The organism is Rhizobium sp. USDA 4016 (assembly GCF_056279705.1).
In genome coordinates, this window is the sequence record NZ_JBWCCY010000002.1 from 1086262 (window position 1) to 1107153 (window position 20892).

The window sequence follows — 20892 nt, forward strand, 5'->3', positions numbered from 1 at the left end:
CGTCTCGACAGTCGTGGCGAAGCGAATTATCTATAAAAAATGACCGATCACAGTGACGAGACAATTGCCGCGCGGATAAGCCGCGTACTTGCTGACCGGATCGTGACAGGACAGCTCGCACCCGGCTCCAAACTCAAGCAGGATCATATCGCCGAGGAATTCGGCTCCAGCCACGTACCAGTGCGCGAGGCACTTCGGCGGCTGGAGGCGCAGGGGCTTGCGATCAGCGAGCCGAGGCGAGGCGTCCGCGTTGCGTCATTCGATCTTGCAGAAGTGCAGGAAGTAGCGCGCATGCGCGCTGCGCTCGAAGTTCTGGCGCTTCGCCATGCTGCTCCCCACCTGACGCCGTCCATCCTCGATCATGCCGAACGCGCCACCCTTGAAGGCGATCAGGCCGTTGATGTTCGCGGCTGGGAAGCGGCAAACAGGCGCTTTCACCGGCTGGTGCTTTCGCCTTGCGGGATGCCGCGCCTCTTGGCGGCAATCGATGATCTGCACGCTGCGAGCGCGCGGTTTCTTTTTTCAACGTGGAACTCGGGCTGGATGACACCCAAGGACCGCGATCATCGAGCGATCCTCGGTTTTCTTCGCGAAGGAGAAATCGAACACGCGGCCACTGTCCTGGAGCGGCATGTCCAATGGATCGGCCGGCGGCCGGCAAGAAGCGGCGCTGCTCCCGACGCCGAGCGTTTCGCGATCGTCGGCTGAGCAGGCCGTTTACCCATCGCTGCAATCTGTCGCTAGCGGAAAATTCACCTCTGCCCTTGCCTTATGTTGCGCTGCATTATTATAGATAAAGCTGGAAGATATCTATATGGCAACGCATCCAAAAGGGAGGACCTCGTTCGATGCAGGCTGAAACGGCTGATTTGAATGGTGCATACGAGATTGCGGAGCCTCTCGCCCCTCGGCATCGGGCTGATGAAGCAGAAATTATCTATAATTTGCCATTCAACGATCTTCTTTTTCGCGCTCACGGCGTTCATCGCGAAAACTTTGATCCGAACGCTGTCCAGATGAGCCGTCTGCTGTCCATCAAGACCGGCGGCTGCGCCGAGGACTGCGGCTATTGCAGCCAGTCAGCCCATTATCCGACCGGGCTCAAGGCCTCGAAGCTGATGGAGGTCGAGCGTGTCCTTGCTGAAGCGCGCAGGGCAAAGGAGGGCGGCGCGACCCGCTATTGCATGGGCGCGGCATGGCGCAGCCCGAAGGATCGCGACATGGATGCGATCGCTGCCATGGTTAAGGGCGTCAAGGCGCTGGGCATGGAAACCTGCATGACGCTCGGCATGCTGACGCCGGCACAGAGCGCTGCGCTCGCGCAAGCGGGGCTTGACTATTACAACCACAATATCGACACCTCCGAACGCTTCTACGGCGAGATCATAACCACGCGGACATTTGCCGACCGTTTGGAGACACTGTCGAATGTTCGTGACGCCGGCATCAAGGTCTGTGCGGGCGGCATCCTCGGGATGGGAGAGACGGCCGCCGACCGCATCGCGATGCTGGTGACGCTTGCCAATCTGGCCGTGCCTCCCGAGAGCGTGCCGATCAACATGCTGATCCCGATCCCGGGTTCGAAGCTTGCCGACGCCGAACCCGTCGATCCGATCGAGTTCGTGCGAACGATCGCTCTGGCCCGCATTTTGATGCCGACCTCGCACCTGCGGCTTTCGGCGGGACGCTCCGATATGAGCGATGAGATGCAAGCCCTCTGTTTCTTCGCCGGTGCCAATTCCATCTTCGTCGGCGATACCCTTTTGACAGCCGACAATCCAGGCGAGGACGATGACAGCGCACTGTTTCGCCGCCTCGGTCTGAAGCCGATGGAACTGGACGGCGGGGAGACGGCCCCATGAGGTTTGCGGGCCTTGCCCGCTACGAGCGGACACTGGCCGGCCTTGAACGGAAGGGCCGCGCCCGGGCGCTGATCGGCCAGAGCGGCATCGATTTTACGTCGAACGACTATCTGGGGCTTGCTCAATCGGAGCGCCTTAAGAACGCGATTGCCGAAGCGATCGGGCGCGGCGTTGCGGTCGGGGCAGGGGGATCGAGGCTGCTGCGGGGCAATCATCCCGAGCACGAAGCGCTCGAGGAGCAGGCAGCCGCATATTTCGGAACCGAAAGGGTCGTCTATTTCGGCAGCGGCTACGCGGCCAACGTCGCTGCCTTCTCGACCCTTCCGCAGCGCGAGGACATCATCATCCACGATGCCCTGATCCATGCAAGCGCGCATGAGGGGATCGCGGCGAGCAAGGCACGGGCGATGTCGGTCGCTCACAACGATGTTGCCGCCTTCGATGAGGCGATCAGGAAATGGCGCCGGGCAGGCGGCACTGGCAGGGCGTGGATTGCCGTCGAGAGCCTCTATTCCATGGACGGCGATCGCGCACCGCTTGCTCAACTTGCAAGCATTGCGAATGCGCATGACGCCTTCCTGGTCGTGGACGAAGCGCATGCAACCGGTGTCTTCGGGCCGGGGGGACGCGGTTTTTCGGCAGGTCTGGAAGCGCAAGACAACCTCATCGTCCTTCACACCTGCGGCAAGGCGCTCGGTGTTGCCGGAGCGCTGCTTTCTGCAAGCGCTGTCATTTGCGACTACCTCGTCAACCGCGCCCGCGGTTTCATCTATGCGACGGCGCCTTCGCCGTTGATGGCGGCTGCTGTTGGCGAAGCGTTGCGCGTTCTCGAGGACGAGCCGCAGCGGCGCGCGGAGCTCGACAAGCTGCGGGCTTTTGCAAACTCCGCACTTGCGGCTGCGACCGGTGCCAAAGGCAGCGGTTCCCAGATCCTGCCGGTGATGATCGGCGACAATGCGCGCGCCGTCGCAATTGCCGCGCATATGCGCGACCAAGGCTTCGACATCAGGGCAATCCGCCCGCCGACCGTGCCGGAGGGGACAGCGCGGCTGAGAATCGCAATCACGCTTAACGTGGATTCCAGCATGATTTCCAGCATGTTCGAGCAGCTTGCAGCCGTCCTGGCGGAGGAGGATCGGTCATGACGCAGGCTTGCGTCGTCACCGGGACGGATACCGGCATCGGCAAGACGTGGTTCGCCGCTGCGCTGACGCAGGCACTGGATGGCTATTACTGGAAGCCGGTGCAGGCGGGTCTTGAGGAAGAGACAGACAGCCAAGCTGTCGCACGGCTGGGCGGCATTTCTCCGGCACGGATCATCCCGGAGGCTTACAGGCTGAAGACACCAGCATCTCCGCATCTCTCCGCCAGGCTCGATCGCGTGTCGGTCGAGCCCGAGCGACTGAACCTTCCTGAAACCGACCACCCTCTGGTCGTGGAAGGGGCCGGCGGCCTTTTGGTGCCGCTTACGGACCGGCTGTTGTTCGCGGATGTTTTTGCCCATTGGCAGGTCCCTGTCATTTTGTGCGCGAGGACCACGCTTGGAACGATCAATCATACGCTTTTGTCGCTAGAGGCGCTGAAGCACCGTGTCATGCCGGTCCTCGGTGTTGCTTTCATCGGTGACGAGAACGCCGAAACGCAGCGGGTCATCGCCGAGATCGGAGGCATTCGGTCGCTTGGCCGCCTGCCGTGGTTGTCTGGTCCAACGCCCAAGACACTGCAGGAGGCTTTCGCCGAAAACATCGATATTGAACGCATCAAGGCAGCCCTGGCATGACGCATTCTCGTGTATGGCATCCCTTCACCCAGCACGCGCTCGAACCGCGCATGAAGCCGATCGTTGAGACGGTAGGCGCCTACCTTATCGATGAGGACGGCAATCATGTTCTTGACGCGATCTCATCCTGGTGGGTGATCACCCACGGCCATCGGCACCCTGCCATCATGAGCGCAATTGGCGCAGCCGCTGGACGCTATGACCAGCTCATCTTCGCCGAATATACGCATGCGCCGGCCGAAGAGCTGGCTGAAGGGCTGATCGCCGTTGCACCGCCCGGACTGGCCCATGTCTTTTATTCCGACAGCGGATCGACCGCAGTTGAGGTCGCACTGAAGATGGCGCTCGGTTTTTTCCATAACAAAGGCGAGCGGCGCAATCGCATCGTCGTCATGGAACATGCCTATCACGGCGATACGATCGGCACGATGTCGGCCGGTGAGCGCGGCGTGTTCAATGCTGCCTACGAACCGCTGCTCTTTGCCGTCGACCGGCTGCCTTTCCCAGAGGCCGGCCGCGAGCAGGAAACTCTCGATGCCTTCGAAAGCTACTGCCGGTCAGGCGAAGTCGCAGCTCTTCTCATCGAGCCGCTCGTCCTCGGGGCGGGCGGCATGAAGATCTATGCGCCGTCGCTTCTTGCGAGCCTCAAGGAGGTTGCCGAGCATTGCGGTACGCTTCTCATTGCCGATGAAGTGATGACCGGTTGGGGGCGCACCGGAACGCTTTTTGGCTGTGAGCAGGCAGCGATCACCCCGGACATCCTCTGTACGTCGAAAGGCCTGACGGGAGGTGCTCTACCGCTGGCGGCAACGTTGTGCACGGCGGAAATCTTCGACGCGCACCTCTCCACTGACCGCCGCAGAACCTTCTTTCATTCGAGTTCCTACACAGCCAATCCGATCGCCTGCGCAGCAGCGGTTGCCAATCTTTCCGTCTGGCGGGATGAGCCGGTGCAGGCACGGCTTAAGGCTCTCGCGGACGTGCATCGGGCGCATCTGACCCGCTTTTCGAACGACGTGCGTTTCCGCAATGTTCGGCAAATCGGAACGATCGCGGCTCTTGATCTCGATGTCGTGGCGGGCGGATACTTGGCAGAGGTCGGGCCGAGGCTGCGCGCGTTCTTCCGCGAGCGTCACCTGCTCATCCGGCCGCTCGGCAACGTCATCTACCTGATGCCGCCCTATTGCATCACGGCCAAGGAGCTCGATCGCGCCTATGAAGCGATCGAAGAAGCCGCCTTTCACTTCAGGGTGTCGGCATGACCGCGGCGAGGGCTTCGCGGCTGGCGGGCTTCGGGCACAGCGTGCCGGCGCGACGGGTCGAAAACGGCGAGATTGAGAGGGCGCTTGGGCTGGAACCCGGCTGGATCGAACGCCGTACAGGCATTCGTGCCAGGCACTGGGCGCAAGAGGGCGACACCTTGAGCGGGCTTGCGGCCCGCGCCGGGGCCATGGCCCTTAGCGATGCCGGCGTCGACCGGGCCGAAATCGCCTTGACGCTGCTTGCAACCTCGACCCCTGACCATTTGCTGCCGCCGTCAGCGCCCCTGCTTGCCCATCGCCTCGGTCTTGCAAATTCCGGAGCGATCGATCTTGCAGGCGCCTGCTCGGGCTTTCTTTATGCGCTGACACTTGCCGACGGCTTTGTTCGAAGCCAAGCAAGACCGGTACTCGTCGTTGCCGCAAACATCTTAAGCCGGCGGATCAACCCGGCCGAGCGCGCGAGCTCGGTTCTGTTTGCCGACGCAGCTGGTGCGGTCGTGCTTTCGCCATCGCTCGAGCCCGGCACCGGTCTCCTCGGCGTCGATCTTACGTCCGATGGAAGCGGTTACGACCTGATCTCGATCGCTGCCGGCGGCAGCAACCGCCCGTTTGCGCCGGGGATGAGGGCCGAGGACTTTCTCATGACGATGCGCGACGGACGTGAGGTGTTTTCGCGTGCTGTCGAGATGATGACGGCTTCTTCGCTGCGGGCGCTCGAGCGCGCGGGCATGGTCACGTCGAATGTCAGCCGGTTCGTGCCGCACCAGGCCAATACGCGAATCTTCAGCGCCGTGGGCGAGAAACTGGGTATTTCGGACGTCAAAACCGTCAGCACAATTGCCGACTACGGCAATTCATCTGCCGCGACCATTGCCCTGTCGCTGTCGATTGCCAAGGAGAAACGGCCGTTTGCCTCGGGCGAGGCGGTGCTTCTAACGGCTGCGGGCGCCGGATTGACCGGTGGTGCCTTGGTTTTGGGATTTTGAGAGGTTTGCCAGCGGATAAATCCGGTAGGGCCGCGGGTCACCGGTTGGCAGGGCTGCGGCCGTAAAGCAGCAGCATGGCGATGATGACCATGCCGTAGATGATCTGCCGTCCTGCCTCCGGCATCTGCATGACCGAGAGGATCGATTGCAGGAGGGTGATTAAGATCACGCCGGCGACTGTGCCGAGGTAGGAGCCCCTGCCGCCGAGAATGGATGTTCCGCCGAGGACGACGGCGGCGATCGAGGGCAAAAGATAAGCATCGCCCATCGATTGGGCCGCCTTCGACGCATAGCCGGCAAGCAGGCCGCCGCCAAAGGCGCTAAGGGCACCGGAGGCGATGAAGGCGATCAGGACGATCCGGCGGGTGTTGATGCCGGATAGATAGGCCGCGCTCTCGCGGTTGCCGATGCCGTAGACGGAGCGGCCGAATGTCGTGCGCGTGAGGGCAAAGACCGTGCCGGCACCGATCACGGCCCAGATGAGCACGGCATTGGGTATGCCGGGGAGAAGAAAGCCGGTTGCCAGATAACGCATGGCAAATGTAGCCGAATCCTGTGGCGAGAAACCACCAGTATAAAGGACCATCAACCCCTGAGCGACGGCGTTGGTCGCAAGCGTGATGATCATCGAGGGAATGCGCAGATAAGCGACGCCGATCCCGTTTGCGAGGCCGATTGCCATGCCGCAGACAATTCCGAAGGGAATAGCAAGCATCTCGCCTGCAGGACCATATGCGGCCGCAGCACAAGCCATCATTCCGCCAACGGCAACCGACCAGGGAACGGAAAGATCAATCTGGCCGAGCAAGATGACGATCATCATGCCGGTGGCAATGACGCCAAGGAAGGATGCCACTTTCAACTGCTGCAGGAGATATTCGGGCGACAGGAAACTCGTCGAATAAAAACTGCCGATGATCAGCAAAAGGATGATGCAGCCGAAGGCCGTCGCGATCGCCGGATCGAGCCGCCGCACGATTTTAGGCAGAGAGCTCACCGGCTCTTCTCGCGCTGCGTTGCTCATCCGAACCACTCCAGGCGATTGCGGACGCGGAACAATCCGAAGGCTCCGAGGCTGACGGCGACGAGCAGCACCACACCCTGGAACAGAGGCTGCCACAGCGGATCGAAATCGAAGACGAAAAGCAGGTCGCCGATGGTGCGGAAGGCGAGCGCTCCGAATATCGCACCGATCGCACTGCCCTTGCCGCCAAAAAGGGATACGCCGCCAAGGACGACCGAGGCGATCGAGAAAAGCGTGTAGGCATTGCCGCTTGCAAGGGCTGCCTCGCCTGTGAAAGTGAAGAATGTGAGAAACAGACCGCCGATCGAGGCAAGAAGGCCGGCCAGCGCATAGGCAGTAAACTTGGCGCGGCGGATCGGTAGTCCGGACATATAGGCTGCGGTCTCCGACGAGCCGGATGCATAAGCCGTCCGTCCGATGACAGACCGGCTGAACGGCACCCAAATGATGAGAACGATGGCAGCCAGGGCAACCAGGCTGGCGGGCACAGTGCCGAATATCTTTCCGGTCATGATATCTGCCAGTTCCTCATTAACCGAGCCGCCGGGAAAGGGCCGCAGCAGCAAGGCGATCCCGAAGAAGACCGCGCCCGTCGCGATGGTGGCGACAATCGGCTGCAATCTCCCATAAATGACGATCAGGCCGTTCAATGCCCCGCAGAAAAGACCGGTGGCCAGAACGGCGATCACGCCGAAGGCCGTTTCGATCGCCGTTCCAAGAACGATCCAGGAGGCCAACGCATTGGTAAGGATGAAGATCATGCCGACGGATAGGTCGATGCCCGCCGTGATCACGACCAGCGTCTGCGCCATCGCGACAAAGGCAAGAAGAACACCCTTGTTGGCGGCGGTCTGCACGACGTTGGCCGTTAAACCGGCCGGATGGTTGGAGACATAGATGGCAAACATGACGAGGAAAATACCGGCTGCCATCAGCGTGCTGCGCCGTTCGTTCAACCGGTAACGCCATTCCTTCATGCCGCGCTCTCCGCCTTCTCGCCCTCGACATTGAGCGCGCTTGCGACCAAAGCATGCTGTGTAATGCCGTCGTCCCTCAGTTCGCGCACGATGCTGCCGTTATAAAACACGAGAACGCGATCGCAGCAGCCGATCAGTTCATCGTAATCCGTCGAATAAAAAAGAATGGCCGCGCCTGCCTCGGCAAGCCGCCGCAGCAACTGGTAAATTTCCTGTTTGGTGCCGACATCGATGCCGCGTGTGGGGTCGTTGAGCAGCACGATCCGAGGCCGGCGCATCAGCCATTTGGCAATGACGACCTTTTGCTGATTGCCGCCAGAAAGCGCGCCGACCGGAATGTCGAGGCCTGCCGTCTTGATCGCCAGCAACTGCACCATCTCGTCGATCAGCTGTTCTTCCTTTTGCCGATCTATGACGCCACCCTTGGATACCCGGTCCAGCACCGCGAAGGAGAGATTTTCCCGAACCGTCATCGGCAGCATCAATCCTTCGGTCTTGCGGTCCTCGGGGATCAGAGCCATGCCTATATGCTTTGAGCGTGCGACTGCCGGACTGGTGAGTGCGACGGGCTTGCCATCGACAAGGACGGAGCCGATGGTGCCGCGAAGCACGCCGAAAAGGGCAAGCAGCATTTCGCGCTGTCCTTGCCCGTCCAGACCGCCAAGGCCGACCACCTCGCCTCTGCCGACGGTAAGAGAAATGTCGCGCAGGCTGTCCCCCCAGCAGAGCTTGCGGCACTCAAGAGGGGGAGGAGCCGTATCGGTTGCCGCTCGCGCCGGCTTCGGCGGGAAGGCGCTGGAATATTCACGGCCGATCATCATTTCGACGATCTCGCTGCCGCTGCGCGTTCCGGCCGCAAAGCTCATGACATTGCGGCCATTGCGCAAAACCGTGCATTCATCGGCCAGTTCGGCGATCTCTTGCATGCGGTGTGAAATGTAAAGCAGCGCCAAGCCCTCGGATCGTAGTCGCCTCAGGACAGAAAAAACCTTGACGACGTCAGCTGCCGTCAGCGCCGACGTTCCCTCGTCGAGAATAAGAATGCGCGGCTTCCATGCGAGCGCCTTGGCGATCTCGACCAGTTGCCGACGCGACAATGACAGATCCTTGACCAGCGCCCGCGGATGGATGTCTTCGGCGCCTGCCCGGGCCAGCATCTCCTCGGCGATCGCACGCTGGGCCCTGCGGTTGATCAGGCCGAAATGGCGCGGCGGCGCGGCGATGCAGATGTTGTCGGCAACGCTCAGGTCGGGGATGAGCGAAAGCTCCTGGAACACACAGGTGACCCCGGCAGCGGAGGCTTCGGCGGGGGACCTGAAGCTGACCGGGCGTCCGTTCAGCAACATTTGGCCTTCATCGGGCGCGACGACACCTGCCATGATCTTGATAAGGGTCGATTTTCCCGCGCCATTCTCGCCGAGAATAGCGTGAATCCGCCCGGGTTTGACGGCAAGTTCGGCATTTTCCAGTGCGTGAACGCCGCCGTAACGCTTCGAAACACCGCTCATCTGGAAGAGGGGCGTTGCCGCCGGTATTTCTGATGTGATCATAAGGTTCCTCGAAACCGGTTTTTCTGGCGCGTCGCGGGTACCCGCGACGCGCCGTTCAAGCGAGCGGCTTGGACCCGGTCTACTGGTTTTCCTTCGACTGCCCCATGATCTCCTGCGCGGTGAAGTTGATGCCGCAGGTCGGGAAGGCATTGCCGACGAAGAAGTTGTCGGATTGATCGGGATAAAAGTCCTCGCCTTCCTTGAAATTCGGGTCTTCAACAATTGCCAGCGGCAGCTTGATGGATTGCGGCACGACCTTTCCTTCAAGCGCAGCAATCGCCGTCTTGATGGCAACCGCCACCTGTGCGGGTCCCGTACCGGCCGAGGAGCATTTCAGGCCCTCGGCGGCATGCTTGGCGCAGAACTTGCGAAAACCGTTTTCGGTCTCTCCCCCGAAAGGCACAAACGGATGTCCGGCATCGATCATCGCCTGTACGACGCCGGTATCGCCGCCCTGCGCAGTGATGCCGTCAAATTTCTTGTGCACGGCAATTGCGTCAGCGGTCGCCTTTTGTGCTGTCGGATCGTCCCATTTTCCGAGCACTTCGACGACATCCCATTTCTTGCCGGTCGCAGCAAAGGTTTCGTGAATACCGTTGTGACGATCGGTATCGACCGAGGTGCCGGCAACGCCGCGCACTTCGAGAACCTTGCCGCCGTCAGGCAGGTGCTTTGCCAGCCAGTTTGCCCACAATACGCCGAGGCCCTTCTGATCGACGTTGACGTTGATTGCGTCTTCGGTGTCAAGGATGTTGTCGAAGGCGACCAGGATGACGCCGGCCTGCTTGGCGCGCTTGATGACCGGTCCGAATGCCGTCGGGTTCTGCGCATTGACGACGATGGCGTCATAGCCTGAATCGATGAAGTTGTTGATTGCCGAAATTTGCGCAGGCACGTCCTCGCCGGTCGAAACGACCTTGAACTCCTTGAGTTTTGAGGCGACATCCGGCTGCGCGGCATAGGCTTTCGCCGTCTGGATCATCTGGATGCGCCAGGTATTGGCGATATAGCCGTTGGCGAGCGCTATGCGGTAGGGGCCGTCCTTCTTTGGAAACTTGAAGAACTTGGTTTCTGCCGCCCACGGCACGAAGCAGTCAGCTTCGGCCGCAGGCCCGCTGACGATTTCCGGCTCGGCAAGGGCCGTGGAGTGGGAAAGCGTGAATGCAGCCGCGGCCAGGATGCCGCCGACCAATGTCTTATACATCGAATCCTCCCATTGTTGCCGTGCTTGGACTGGCATCGAATGGGTGTCGGCATCATCGACGGTCCGCTGCGGATTGTTTTCTGCAGTCGGGTGCCGGTCCGGCAAGGCATGTCGATACGCTATCCAGATGACGTCAGACGGGCTCCTCTCCCCTGCGTCATGCGGGCGATGCTAGCGCTGCCAACCATGATTGTAAAGCGGCCTGGAATGACCTGCTCTGTCAGGGATTCTTGCGATTCAGAAGCATTGCATTTTTGAGCAATCGATGTCCAAACCGAGATTGATGGCGGGTCTTTCTGCTGCGGCCTTTCCGTGGCGCGGACCTTTAAACCGGCACTGGATATGCCACAACCTAGCGGCGCGGCTGAAGGCCGTCTGTGCCCATGCAGCCGTTGTGGAGCCACGGCCAAGCCCTCCGCGGGGTTCGAGGCCTATTTGGAGGCATCGCGCATCAGGCAAAACGCGGTGCATCATATTGGTTTTCAATCTTGCCAAACACGAAGAGCTTGCAGAAGCGTTGCGCGGCAAACTCTGGCCGGCCAGTGTTGAGGCATTGCTATTGCCTAAACGGGCCGGACGCAGCCGCCCCGGTGGAATTTGCTAGCTCCGTTTAAATCTGCCCGGATTTGGATGCTGCGAATTGACTGCGGACGATGCCGTGGCGCTGGAGCTTGTCGTAAAAAGTCTTGCGCGGTATGCCGAGCTCCGCAATCGTGCGGCGGACGTCGCCGCCATTGGCATCGAGCGCCTCACGGATGATGCTGGCCTCATAGCGGTCCAGTCTATCGGGCAGCGGAAGCACTTCGCCCGTCTCAGGTGCCGACGGCCGTGTACTTGCCGGTAACTGCTCAACGCCGAGGACGAAGCGTTCGGCAAAGTGCGACAGCTCGCGCACGTTGCCTGGCCAGCCGTGACCCTGCAAATGACGTTGAACGGCTGACGAGATCGCCGGAACTTCGCGTTTGAACCGGGACGCCGCGCGTTCGGCAAAATGGCCAAAGAGGAGGGGGATGTCGTCTCGGCGTTCTCTAAGCGGCGGGATCGAGATCGTGACCACATTGAGCCGATAATAGAGATCCTCACGAAAAACCCCCACGCTGTTCCGGGTCTCCAAGATCCACCTTTGCGGCGGCGACGACGCGCAGGTCGACGGGTCTGACCTCATTGGTGCCGAGCGGCGTCACTTCCCGCATCTCGAGAACGCGCAGCATGTGCACCTGGGTCGATGGAGGCATGCTCTCGATCTCGTCGAGAAAAAGCGTGCCGCCGCTTGCATGCTCGATGCGCCCGACGCGCTTCTTTTGCGCTCCGGTAAAGGCGCCTGGCTCATGGCCGAAGAGCTCGCTCTCTATGACCGTCTCGGGCAGCGCCCCGCAGTTGAGCGCAACGAAGTTGCCCGACGCTCTGCGGCTCCATCGATGCAGCAGGCTGGCGACCACCTCCTTGCCGCTGCCGGTCTCGCCCGTGACGAGCACATCGACCTCGGTATCGGCGATCTGGCGCAAGGTCCGGCGCAGCCGCTCCATGGTCGGTGTCTGGCCGATCAGCGGCAGGTCGTCCCGAGCTTGGTCGGCGGCCCGGCGCAGCGCCCTATTCTCCAGAACGAGGCTGCGTTTTTCCACCGCCCTCTTGACTGCTTGCACCAGCCTGTCGGTTGCAAACGGTTTGGTGATGAAGTCGTAGGCGCCGTCCTGAATGGCCTTCACCGCCATTGGAATATCGCCGTGGCCGGTGATCAGGATGACCGGCAGGTCCTCATCTTCCTTCCGCACGCGATCGAAAAGCTGCAGGCCGTCAATCTGCGGCATGCGGATATCGGAAACGACCGCGCCTGCAAAATCGGCGTTAAGGGCACCGAGCGCTTCACTTGCCACCGAAAAGGCTGAAACTTTTAAGCCCGCAAGCTCCAAGGTTTGCTTGGTGGCCCGAAGAAGGTCCTTGTCATCGTCGATGAGAAAGATCGATAACGCATCCCTCATGCCTTTGCCCTCATAAGGTGGACTGTAAAACATGTGCCGTTGCCGCTGCTTGTAACATCGATCCGGCCGCCGTAGTCGGCAACAATGTCCTTTGAAATGACAAGCCCGAGGCCCAAGCCTTTTTCCTTGGATGTATGGAACGGCGTAAAAAGAGTGTCGAGAATTGCCGGTGGAATGCCGGGTCCATTATCCGAAACGGCGATGGCGACCTGCTCGGGCGTTTCTGCAACGGATATCTCCACCTTCGCGTCGTCGCGGCCTTCGAGCGCCTCAAGGGCGTTCTGGAAGAGATTGATCAGGATTTGCTCCAGCCGGATCCGATTGCCCATGACGAAGAGACCCGGTGGCGGCATTCGGATGTCGAGTGCGTTCAACTGCCCGGCAAACCGGCTCTTCAGCAAGACGACGGCGCCTTCGATGATGGTGCTAAGCTCAACGGGTTCGGCAGCCGTTCTCCCCTTGCGCGCAAAGGCTTTCAATTCCTCGGTAATCGTGCCGATTCTTTCGGTGAGCTGAGCAATGGCGCCTAAATTCTCCTCGGCCGAACTTGGCTCTTTCCGCTGGAGGAAGACGCGGGCGTTATCTGCGTAAGCGCGGATCGTGGCAACCGGCTGATTGATCTCATGGGCGACGCCGGCTGCAACCTGCCCGAGGATGGCGAGCCGGTTCGCCTGCACGAGCTCCTGTTGCACGATTTGCAGCTTCGCCTCCGTATCGCGATGATCGGAAATTTCCGCCTGCAAGCGATCGCGAGCGCGACTCAATTCATCTGTCCTGGCAACGACCCGGCGCTCCAGTTCCTCGCGCATGGCCTGTTCGCTGGCGATCCTCATCACGGAGACCTGCCGCCGTCTCAGCAAAAAGGCCGCGATTGCGAGAATGGGCAGCAAAAACGCCAGTGCGAGAAGCCGCATCTCCCGCACGGCCGACGCGACCGGCATTTCGGTTGGAACTAAATATTCCAGCCGCCATGGCGTCGTCGGAACGGCCGCAAAGAGGCGCAGATACTGGGCCTCTCCGCCGCCGGGCAGGACGGCAGAAACAATGGATGCGTCCGGGCCGATGGTTGACGGATGCATGATGGGAAGCTCTGCCAGCGGTGCATCTCCGAACTGCAGACTGCTTCGAATGGATGCAAGATCCTGCTGCGGTACCGGCCCGGTGGTCATGAAACGCCAGGAAGGAATGCTCGTGATCAGAACGACCCCGTGGTTGTCCGTCACGTAAACGGGCCTGCTTGCGTCACGCCAGTCGTTTTCCAGGCGGTCGAATTCCATTTTGACGACCACGACGCCGAGCGGAGCAGCCGCGCTGCCGACCCTGCGGGAGATGTAAAGGCCGGGACGTTTGCTGACGCTGCCAAGCGCGAAGTGCTCAGCCGTGCCTTGCTCCATCGCGCGACGGAAATAGTCACGGAACGCGTAGTCGTTTCCGACGAAACTGATCGGCTCGCGCCAGTTGCTTGAGGAGACGGCTATCCCGTCCGGACCGATGACATAAAGCACGGCGGCTTGCGTGCCGGTGACGAGCCGCTCCAGCTTGCGGTTCAAGAGATCGGTCGTGCCGCTCTTTGCAGACGAAAGGGCGTCGAGAACCTGTTGATCCTCCGAAAGAAGAAGCGGCAGGGCGCGAGGCCGCTCCAGAACGGCCGTCAGCAAAGCGACCTTGAGATTGGCGTCGGTGCGGGCCTGGCTTTCCAGCCCTTCGATCGCCGACCGGCGCCCGTAAAGTTCGGCGCCTACCAGCGCTGCCGCAATGAGGATCGCAGATACAGCTAAGAACAGGATCCAGGCACGGCGCGCCTGGCGAATGACGTCCGGCGGGGTTCGAACGTTGTCTGTGGTTGATCGCTGAAGCATGACGGAGAATGTGCGCAATCTCGCACAATGGTCAAATCACTTTGTGCGAAAAGACGCCCAAGCGAGCTCGCGTTCCTGAGCGGCTTTTCAAGAAGATACGAAAAAACAGCGCCTTAGAGGCATAAAAGCAAACTGGCACGCCCGTTGCAAAGTATTTGCAAACAGCCGGGTGGCTGTTGAATTACCAGATATCCGCATCATCCGCCCCGGGAGGCCATTGTCGGTTTGGGGCTTTATGGAGGACACTATGGGTGTAGCAATTCCAGCCGCGCCGGCGCGCGGCAAAGTTCCATTCTACCGGCATCTCTATGTGCAGGTCGTTTTCGCCATCTGTGCAGGCATGCTGCTCGGGCACTTCTACCCCGAGGTCGGCACGGCGCTGAAACCGCTTGGCGATGCCTTTATCAAGCTCGTCAAGATGATCATCGCACCGGTCATTTTCCTGACGGTGGCAACCGGTATCGCCGGCATGTCCGATCTGCACAAGGTCGGGCGCGTCGCCGGCAAGGCGATGATCTACTTCCTCGTCTTTTCGACGCTCGCACTTGCCGTCGGTCTTGTCGTTTCCAACGTCATCCAGCCGGGTGCGGGCATGCATATCGATCCGGCCACGCTCGACGCCAAGGCGGTTGCGACCTATGCCGAAAAAGCCCATGACTCGACCATTACCGGCTTCTTGATGAACATCATCCCGACGACCATCGTCGGTGCTTTTGCCGACGGCGACATCCTGCAGGTGCTGTTCTTCTCGGTGCTGTTCGGTATTGCGCTCGCCATGGTCGGCGACCGCGGCCGGCCGGTCGTGGATTTCCTGCAGGCTTTGACGACGCCGATCTTCCGCCTCGTGGCGATCCTGATGAAGGCGGCCCCCATCGGAGCCTTCGGTGCGATGGCCTTTACCATCGGCAAATATGGCATCGGTTCGATCGCCAACCTTGCCATGCTCATCGGAACCTTCTATCTGACATCGCTGCTTTTCGTGCTCGTCGTGCTTGGCGGGGTTGCCCGCTACAACGGCTTCTCGATCCTGGCGCTGATCCGCTACATCAAGGAAGAACTGCTGCTTGTTCTGGGTACGTCGTCGTCGGAAGCAGCCCTTCCCGGCCTCATGGCGAAGATGGAACAGGCCGGATGCAAACGCTCCGTCGTCGGGCTGGTGATCCCGACCGGCTATTCCTTCAATCTCGACGGAACCAACATCTATATGACGCTTGCAGCCCTGTTCATCGCCCAGGCGACAGACACGCCGCTGTCCTTCGCCGACCAGATCCTGCTCTTGCTGGTCGCCATGTTGAGTTCGAAGGGTGCTGCAGGCATTACCGGCGCGGGCTTCATCACGCTCGCTGCCACGCTCTCGGTCGTTCCGTCGGTTCCCGTCGCCGGCATGGCGCTCATCCTCGGCATCGACCGCTTCATGTCGGAATGCCGCGCGTTGACGAATTTCGTCGGAAACGCAGTCGCCACCGTTGTCGTCGCGCGCTGGGAGAACGAACTGGACCAGACGAAGTTTGCTGCGGCAATGGCCGGTGAGTTGCCGGAGAATGGTGACGTGAGCGTGCCGGCACTGCAGGCTGCCGAATAAGGACTGAGGTGTCACTGATCGAGAAGTCGCCGCGCTCTGAAGAGGGCGCGGCTTTCCCGCCTCCACAAAGGCGAAAAAGGCAGCATTCTCTGGTTCGTCAATCCGATGCGCAACGCGCAGGCGACCAGGGTCGAGCTTGCCGAGGGAAGGGCAGCGTTTACTGGCGAAAGAGCGTCATGGCCCATCGGCTGGATCCATTATGGCGGCCAGTTCGAAATTTCGCCGCGCGATGTGCTGATCCTGCCGTTAGGCTAAAAGCCTGGTCAGCAGACGGCCGCGCGGGTCCAATAATGCCGCGCGCCCGTTCTTGAAGAGGTGGTTCAGGACGGCTGGGAGGGGATAGCCCTGCTGCCTCTTCATTCCGCTGCGATTTTGTCGATGTCGTTTGCCTGAACGATACGCTCAAGCAGCGCCGTCTCTTCCGGGCTGAGATCAATAAGCGGCGGGCGGACGGGGCCGGGGTCCCGGTCAAGCACCCGCAGCCCGGCCTTGATGATCGAGACCGCGTAGCCCTTCTTGCGATTGCGCAACGCCACAAAGGGAAAGAAGAAATTCTTCAGGATCTCGTCGACAACAGGCTGATTGCCTGAGCGAAGCGCCTGATAGAAACGGTGGGCGAGCGCCGGTACGAAATTGAACACGGCCGAGGAGTAAGTGGTGACGCCGGCTGCAAAATAGGCCTGCGCATACACCTCATGCGTCGGCATGCCGCCGACATAGACCAGACGGTCCTGAAGCTTGGTTGTGATCTCGATCACCTTGTCGACATCACCTACGCCGTCTTTAAAGCCGATGAGGTTCGGGCACTCATCGCAAAGCCTTGCAATGCTGTCCGCCGTCAAGACCGCATTATCACGGTTATAGACGATGACACCGATGCCGACCGATTTGCAGACGGACCTCACATGGTTGATGAGGCCGGCTTGTTCGCTGAACATCAGATAGGGCGGCAAAAGCAATAGACCGTCTGCGCCGGCTTTTTCGGCGGATTTCGCGATGTCGATTGCAAGCGAGGTGCCGTATCCGGCGCCGGAGATGATGGGTGTTTTCCCTGCCGATCCTTTTGCCGCCGCCACGACCGAGGGAATTTCCTGCGGATTGAGCGAAAAGAATTCGCCTGTACCGCCCGCGGCGAACAAAGCGGCTGCGTCATAGCCGGCCAGCCATTCGATGTGTTTGCGGTAAGCATCCTCGTCGAATTTGAGATCTTGTTGGAAATGTGTGACCGGGAAGGAGAGGAGCCCGCTGCCCACCGCTCGCTTGAGTTCAATTGGATCCATTGTTCATTCCTGTTCGATGTTCATTGATGAAGGGATGCGGGATCGGCTTAAACAGACGCTGTCTCAAGCGCTTCGATGAGCGCTGCGATGTAGCCGTAGCAAAAGGCAAAGGCGACGCCGGAAGGATCCTTGCCGCTGATCGTCGGGACGTGGTCGGGCATCAGCATGTATTTGTAGCCGACCTCCTTGTAGACCCGTGCAGAGCGGACCATGTCCATGTCGCCCTCGTCGGGAAAGGTTTCCATGAAGGACAGTTTTCCGCCTCTGATGTTGCGGAAGTGGACATTGAAAATTTTTCCGCGCGTTCCGAACCAGCGGATGATGTCATCGATTTCTTCACGCGGGTTCTCAAGCATCTCGCCGATCGACCCCTGGCAGAAATTCAGTCCGTGATAGGGGCTTTCGTGCATGGTCACGAATTTCTTCAGACCGTCGACCGTCCCAAGGACGCGGGTGACGCCGCGATAGCCGGGGGGCGTGTAGGGATCATGCGGATGGCAGGCGAGCCGCACGCGATTGGTTTCGGCAACCGGCACGACACGCTTGAGGAAATAATCGATTCTTTCCCAGTTTTCGTCCTCGCAAAGCTCCCCGGCTAGGCCCGGCGCCGCCGCCTGATCGACTTTTTCCCAGCGAAAGGCCTCGTTCATCGAGCCGCCGCGGCCCGGTTCCATCGGCGTGCGGGGGATGCCGATCAGATTGAGGTTGTACTTCGCCGCTGGAATGCCTGCGGCGGCAATATCCTCGATCAGTCTGCAGACGGCATCGATCTGACGATCACGCTTAGGACCGGCAAGAAGAATATCTGGATAAGAGGCGTTCTCGATCGGCCGCGAGGGAAGGGGCAGCTGGACCATATCGAGAATCAATCCGAAGCTCTCGACCTTGTCGCGGTGGCGTTCCAAATCGTCAAGGGTCCAGCTCGCAGGCGGTCCGGGTGGGTCGGCGCAGATATGCTTCAGCCCGAGCTGTGCGAAAACACGGAAATCGTCGTCGTCCCGAACCGCGACCTGGGTTCCAACATACATGTTTTGAAATCCTCTCCAATTCAGTAATGTCGTATGACATAATATGAATTTTGAGAGGTGTCGAGTATCTTATTGCTGTTCGGCCAGCATCCGGTAGCGCCGCTGGCTGGCAAGCAAATGCGCGCGCATGGCCTGCCGCGCCCGCTCGGGCTCCTGATCCGCAATGGCCTCAAGGATCTCGATGTGTTCTGCGTGGACCTTGTCGAGGTAGGCGCGATCATGAGCCTCGGGCAGGGTCGGGAACTGCCCTCTGGGGATGGCGCGAGGCCCGAAATGCCGCAAAACGTCGACATAGAAGCGGTTATTCGTCGCCGCTGCGATCGCCATGTGAAACTCGTAATCTGCTTCAACAGTGGGGGCGCCATCTTCGATCATCTGGGCCATCTTGCGGTTGGCTGCACGGATCGCAGCCTCTTGTTCAGCTGTTCTTCGATAGGCCGCAATGGCTGCCGCTTCTCCCTCAGCGGCCATGCGAAATTCAAGTAATTCAAGGGTTTCCGGGATGCTCTTGATTTCTACCGGCGTTAACGAAAATGCCTTTTGTGCGGATGGATTGCTGACGAACACTCCCTTTCCCTGGATCGGTCGGACATAGCCGGCTGAGCGAAGATCCGCGATGGCTTCGCGAACAACGGTGCGGCTCACGCCGAAAGTCGCCTCCAGTTGCGGCTCGGTGGGCAACTGGTCGCCCTCTTTGAGTTTTCCTGATTCGATCTGGGCACGCATCTGATCGATCAACTGCTGTGCAAGTCTTTCTCGGCTCCGTCGCATTCTTAAATCCCAACCCCTCACAGCGCCTGTCGCAAATGCCCATGGGCGGCTCTTGCCAACCCGCGGAAAGTTCTGTAAATCATAATACGACATACCGATGACATAATATGTCTTCTATAGTAGACCAGGGAGGAATTGAAATGAAGCATTTTCGTAAGGGGCTATTCGTTGGAGCCGCCATCAGCTTGCTGGCGCTGACTGCTTCTGCCGCCGTAGCCGAAACGCCGAAGGACCAACTCGTCATCGGCACGTCGCTTGCCCAGGTGTTGTCGCTTGATCCGCAGCAGGCGACGGAAGGCAAGGCCAATGAAATCATGTGCAATCTCTATGACCGTCTGGTCCTGGCGACGCCGGGGGGCAAGATCGCACCGCAACTGGCAGAGAGCTGGGCGATCGATGACAAAGGGATCACGTTCAAGCTCAGGGAAGCGGCGTTTGCCTCCGGTAATCCGGTGACATCCAAGGATGTTGTTTTTTCGCTGACGCGTCTCCTCAAGATGAACCAGGCGGCTGCGGCCAACCTGAAGCGAGTCGGCTACAATGCTAACAATGTTGAAAAGCTGGTGACGGCACCCGATGAGCGCACAGTGCGCATTGATCTTTCGGGCGAGGTTACCCCGGAATTGCTTCTCTATCGTCTCGCCATGGTGACTACCAGCGTTGTCGACAGCGTCGAGGTTGAGAAGCACGTCAAGGATAACGACTATGGAAACGCGTGGCTGCGCACGAACTCTGCCGGTTCGGGGCCATTCACGCTCAATCGCTGGACACCCAACGAGATCGTCATCCTGGACGTCAACAAGGATTATGTCGGGGGCGAACCGAATATGCGGCGCGTCGTTATCCGGCATGTTCCCGAAAGCCAGGTCGAGCGCCTGATGCTGGAGCGCGGCGACATCGACATTGCAAGCGCATTGAGCGCATCTGATCTTGGGACGTTTCAAAATAAGCAGGGATTCCAAATTCAGCGCGTGCCGACCGGGGGGTTCTATGTGCTGTCCATGAATGCCGGAAACCAATATCTGTCTCATCCAAAGGTCCGCGAGGCGATTGCCTACGGCATCGATTATGCCGGCATCGAAAAGACGATCATGGGGCCTTACGGCAGGGTGCGGACGGTGCCGGTGCCGGAGAATTACGAATATGCCATTTCGAGCCCTGACTGGCATCTCGATGTCGAAAAGGCCAAGTCGCTGTTGGCGGAGGCCGGGTTCAAGGATGGCTTTTCGCTATCTTTGAAGACGATCGCGCAGACGCCGCGTATCGATCTTGCGACAGCTATCCAGGCCTCGCTTGCGCAGATCGGCATCAAGGTCAATATCCAGCAGGGTAATGGATCGGAGATCATCGCCGCCCACCGTGCCCGCGATTTCGACCTCCTGATCCCGCAGACAGGCGCCTACATGCCGAACGTCCTTGGCTCGATGGAGCAGTTCTCCAGCAATCCGGACAATTCGAAGGAGGCAAACAACGCCGGCAACTTCGTCTGGCGCTCGGCCTGGGATATCCCCGAACTGACGAAGCTGACCGCAAAGGCTTCGCTGGAGCCGGATGCCAAGAAACGCGGCGAGCTTTATGTCGAAATGCAAAAGATGTTCGTCGACCTCAAACCGGCAGTGCTGCCGCTCTTCGAGCGTTATGAGCCGATCGTTCTTAATGCGCGCGTTAAAGACTATGTCGGCCATCCGAACATGACGACGCGACTTGAAGCCGTGACCAAGGCAGAAACCGAATAACCGAGGCAGGCA

General features: G+C 60.0%; 17 protein-coding genes and 1 pseudogene. 9 read left to right on the forward strand and 9 right to left on the reverse strand.

Going from position 1 to position 20892, the window contains the following annotated elements:
* Positions 1 to 39 precede the first annotated feature (39 nt).
* From ACZ9DP_RS06295 to ACZ9DP_RS06320, 6 genes are all read left to right on the forward strand, one after another.
* On the forward strand, positions 40 to 708 hold the full coding sequence (locus ACZ9DP_RS06295) for a GntR family transcriptional regulator (RefSeq protein ID WP_476200819.1): 669 nt from the start codon (positions 40 to 42) through the stop codon (positions 706 to 708).
* A gap of 140 nt (positions 709 to 848) precedes the next feature.
* Positions 849 to 1862, forward strand: a complete 1014-nt coding sequence (gene bioB / locus ACZ9DP_RS06300; RefSeq protein WP_194730961.1) for a biotin synthase BioB — start codon at positions 849 to 851, stop codon at positions 1860 to 1862.
* Positions 1859 to 3007, forward strand: a complete 1149-nt coding sequence (locus ACZ9DP_RS06305) for an 8-amino-7-oxononanoate synthase (protein WP_476200820.1) — start codon at positions 1859 to 1861, stop codon at positions 3005 to 3007. Before bioB ends, ACZ9DP_RS06305 begins: the two co-directional genes overlap by 4 nt.
* Positions 3004 to 3642, forward strand: a complete 639-nt coding sequence (gene bioD, locus ACZ9DP_RS06310) for a dethiobiotin synthase (RefSeq protein ID WP_476200822.1) — start codon at positions 3004 to 3006, stop codon at positions 3640 to 3642. Before ACZ9DP_RS06305 ends, bioD begins: the two co-directional genes overlap by 4 nt.
* On the forward strand, positions 3639 to 4904 hold the full coding sequence (locus ACZ9DP_RS06315) for an adenosylmethionine--8-amino-7-oxononanoate transaminase (RefSeq protein WP_476200824.1): 1266 nt from the start codon (positions 3639 to 3641) through the stop codon (positions 4902 to 4904). The genes bioD and ACZ9DP_RS06315 overlap by 4 nt, the downstream gene beginning before the upstream one ends.
* Positions 4901 to 5890, forward strand: coding sequence for a beta-ketoacyl-ACP synthase III (locus ACZ9DP_RS06320; protein ID WP_476200825.1), 990 nt, complete (start codon positions 4901 to 4903; stop codon positions 5888 to 5890). Before ACZ9DP_RS06315 ends, ACZ9DP_RS06320 begins: the two co-directional genes overlap by 4 nt.
* 37 nt (positions 5891 to 5927) lie before the next feature.
* Here ACZ9DP_RS06320 and ACZ9DP_RS06325 read toward each other — a convergent pair whose 3' ends face one another.
* The 6 genes and pseudogenes from ACZ9DP_RS06325 to ACZ9DP_RS06350 all read right to left on the reverse strand — a co-directional run bounded on the left by ACZ9DP_RS06325 (position 5928) and on the right by ACZ9DP_RS06350 (position 14483).
* On the reverse strand, positions 5928 to 6914 hold the full coding sequence (locus ACZ9DP_RS06325; protein WP_476200826.1) for an ABC transporter permease: 987 nt from the start codon (positions 6912 to 6914) through the stop codon (positions 5928 to 5930).
* A complete protein-coding gene (locus tag ACZ9DP_RS06330; RefSeq protein ID WP_074072158.1) occupies positions 6911 to 7891 on the reverse strand; it encodes an ABC transporter permease in 981 nt (326 codons plus the stop codon). Before ACZ9DP_RS06330 ends, ACZ9DP_RS06325 begins: the two co-directional genes overlap by 4 nt.
* Entirely contained in the window at positions 7888 to 9441 is a 1554-nt protein-coding gene (locus ACZ9DP_RS06335; RefSeq protein WP_476200827.1) for a sugar ABC transporter ATP-binding protein, read from the reverse strand. The genes ACZ9DP_RS06330 and ACZ9DP_RS06335 overlap by 4 nt, the downstream gene beginning before the upstream one ends.
* Before the next feature lie 79 nt (positions 9442 to 9520).
* A complete protein-coding gene (locus ACZ9DP_RS06340) occupies positions 9521 to 10645 on the reverse strand; it encodes a sugar ABC transporter substrate-binding protein (protein ID WP_476200828.1) in 1125 nt (374 codons plus the stop codon).
* A gap of 610 nt (positions 10646 to 11255) precedes the next feature.
* A pseudogene (locus ACZ9DP_RS06345) lies at positions 11256 to 12624 on the reverse strand (sigma-54-dependent transcriptional regulator).
* The gene (locus tag ACZ9DP_RS06350) at positions 12621 to 14483 is read right to left on the reverse strand and encodes a sensor histidine kinase (protein ID WP_476200830.1); all 1863 of its coding nucleotides are present in this window, start codon (positions 14481 to 14483) and stop codon (positions 12621 to 12623) included. Before ACZ9DP_RS06350 ends, ACZ9DP_RS06345 begins: the two are co-directional and overlap by 4 nt.
* Positions 14484 to 14730: 247 nt before the next feature.
* Between ACZ9DP_RS06350 and ACZ9DP_RS06355 the strand changes: the two genes are divergently transcribed.
* Positions 14731 to 16065, forward strand: coding sequence for a dicarboxylate/amino acid:cation symporter (locus tag ACZ9DP_RS06355; RefSeq protein ID WP_194730971.1), 1335 nt, complete (start codon positions 14731 to 14733; stop codon positions 16063 to 16065).
* A gap of 105 nt (positions 16066 to 16170) precedes the next feature.
* Entirely contained in the window at positions 16171 to 16320 is a 150-nt protein-coding gene (locus ACZ9DP_RS06360; RefSeq protein WP_476200832.1) for a hypothetical protein, read from the forward strand.
* Positions 16321 to 16421: 101 nt separating this feature from the next.
* Here ACZ9DP_RS06360 and kdgD read toward each other — a convergent pair whose 3' ends face one another.
* From kdgD to ACZ9DP_RS06375, 3 genes are all read right to left on the reverse strand, one after another.
* Positions 16422 to 17345 (reverse strand): 5-dehydro-4-deoxyglucarate dehydratase, encoded by a 924-nt coding sequence (kdgD, locus tag ACZ9DP_RS06365; protein ID WP_476200833.1) that lies wholly within the window; start codon positions 17343 to 17345, stop codon positions 16422 to 16424.
* A gap of 47 nt (positions 17346 to 17392) precedes the next feature.
* Positions 17393 to 18373 carry a mannonate dehydratase gene (locus ACZ9DP_RS06370; RefSeq protein ID WP_194730973.1) on the reverse strand — a complete coding sequence of 327 codons (981 nt, stop codon included), beginning with the start codon at positions 18371 to 18373 and terminating at the stop codon, positions 17393 to 17395.
* A 69-nt stretch (positions 18374 to 18442) separates the two neighbouring features.
* Positions 18443 to 19144: a FadR/GntR family transcriptional regulator gene (locus ACZ9DP_RS06375; RefSeq protein WP_040116614.1), complete on the reverse strand. Its 702-nt coding sequence runs from the start codon at positions 19142 to 19144 to the stop codon at positions 18443 to 18445.
* Between the two features lie 140 nt (positions 19145 to 19284).
* Between ACZ9DP_RS06375 and ACZ9DP_RS06380 the strand changes: the two genes are divergently transcribed.
* Positions 19285 to 20880: an ABC transporter substrate-binding protein gene (locus tag ACZ9DP_RS06380; protein ID WP_476200834.1), complete on the forward strand. Its 1596-nt coding sequence runs from the start codon at positions 19285 to 19287 to the stop codon at positions 20878 to 20880.
* Positions 20881 to 20892 lie beyond the last annotated feature (12 nt).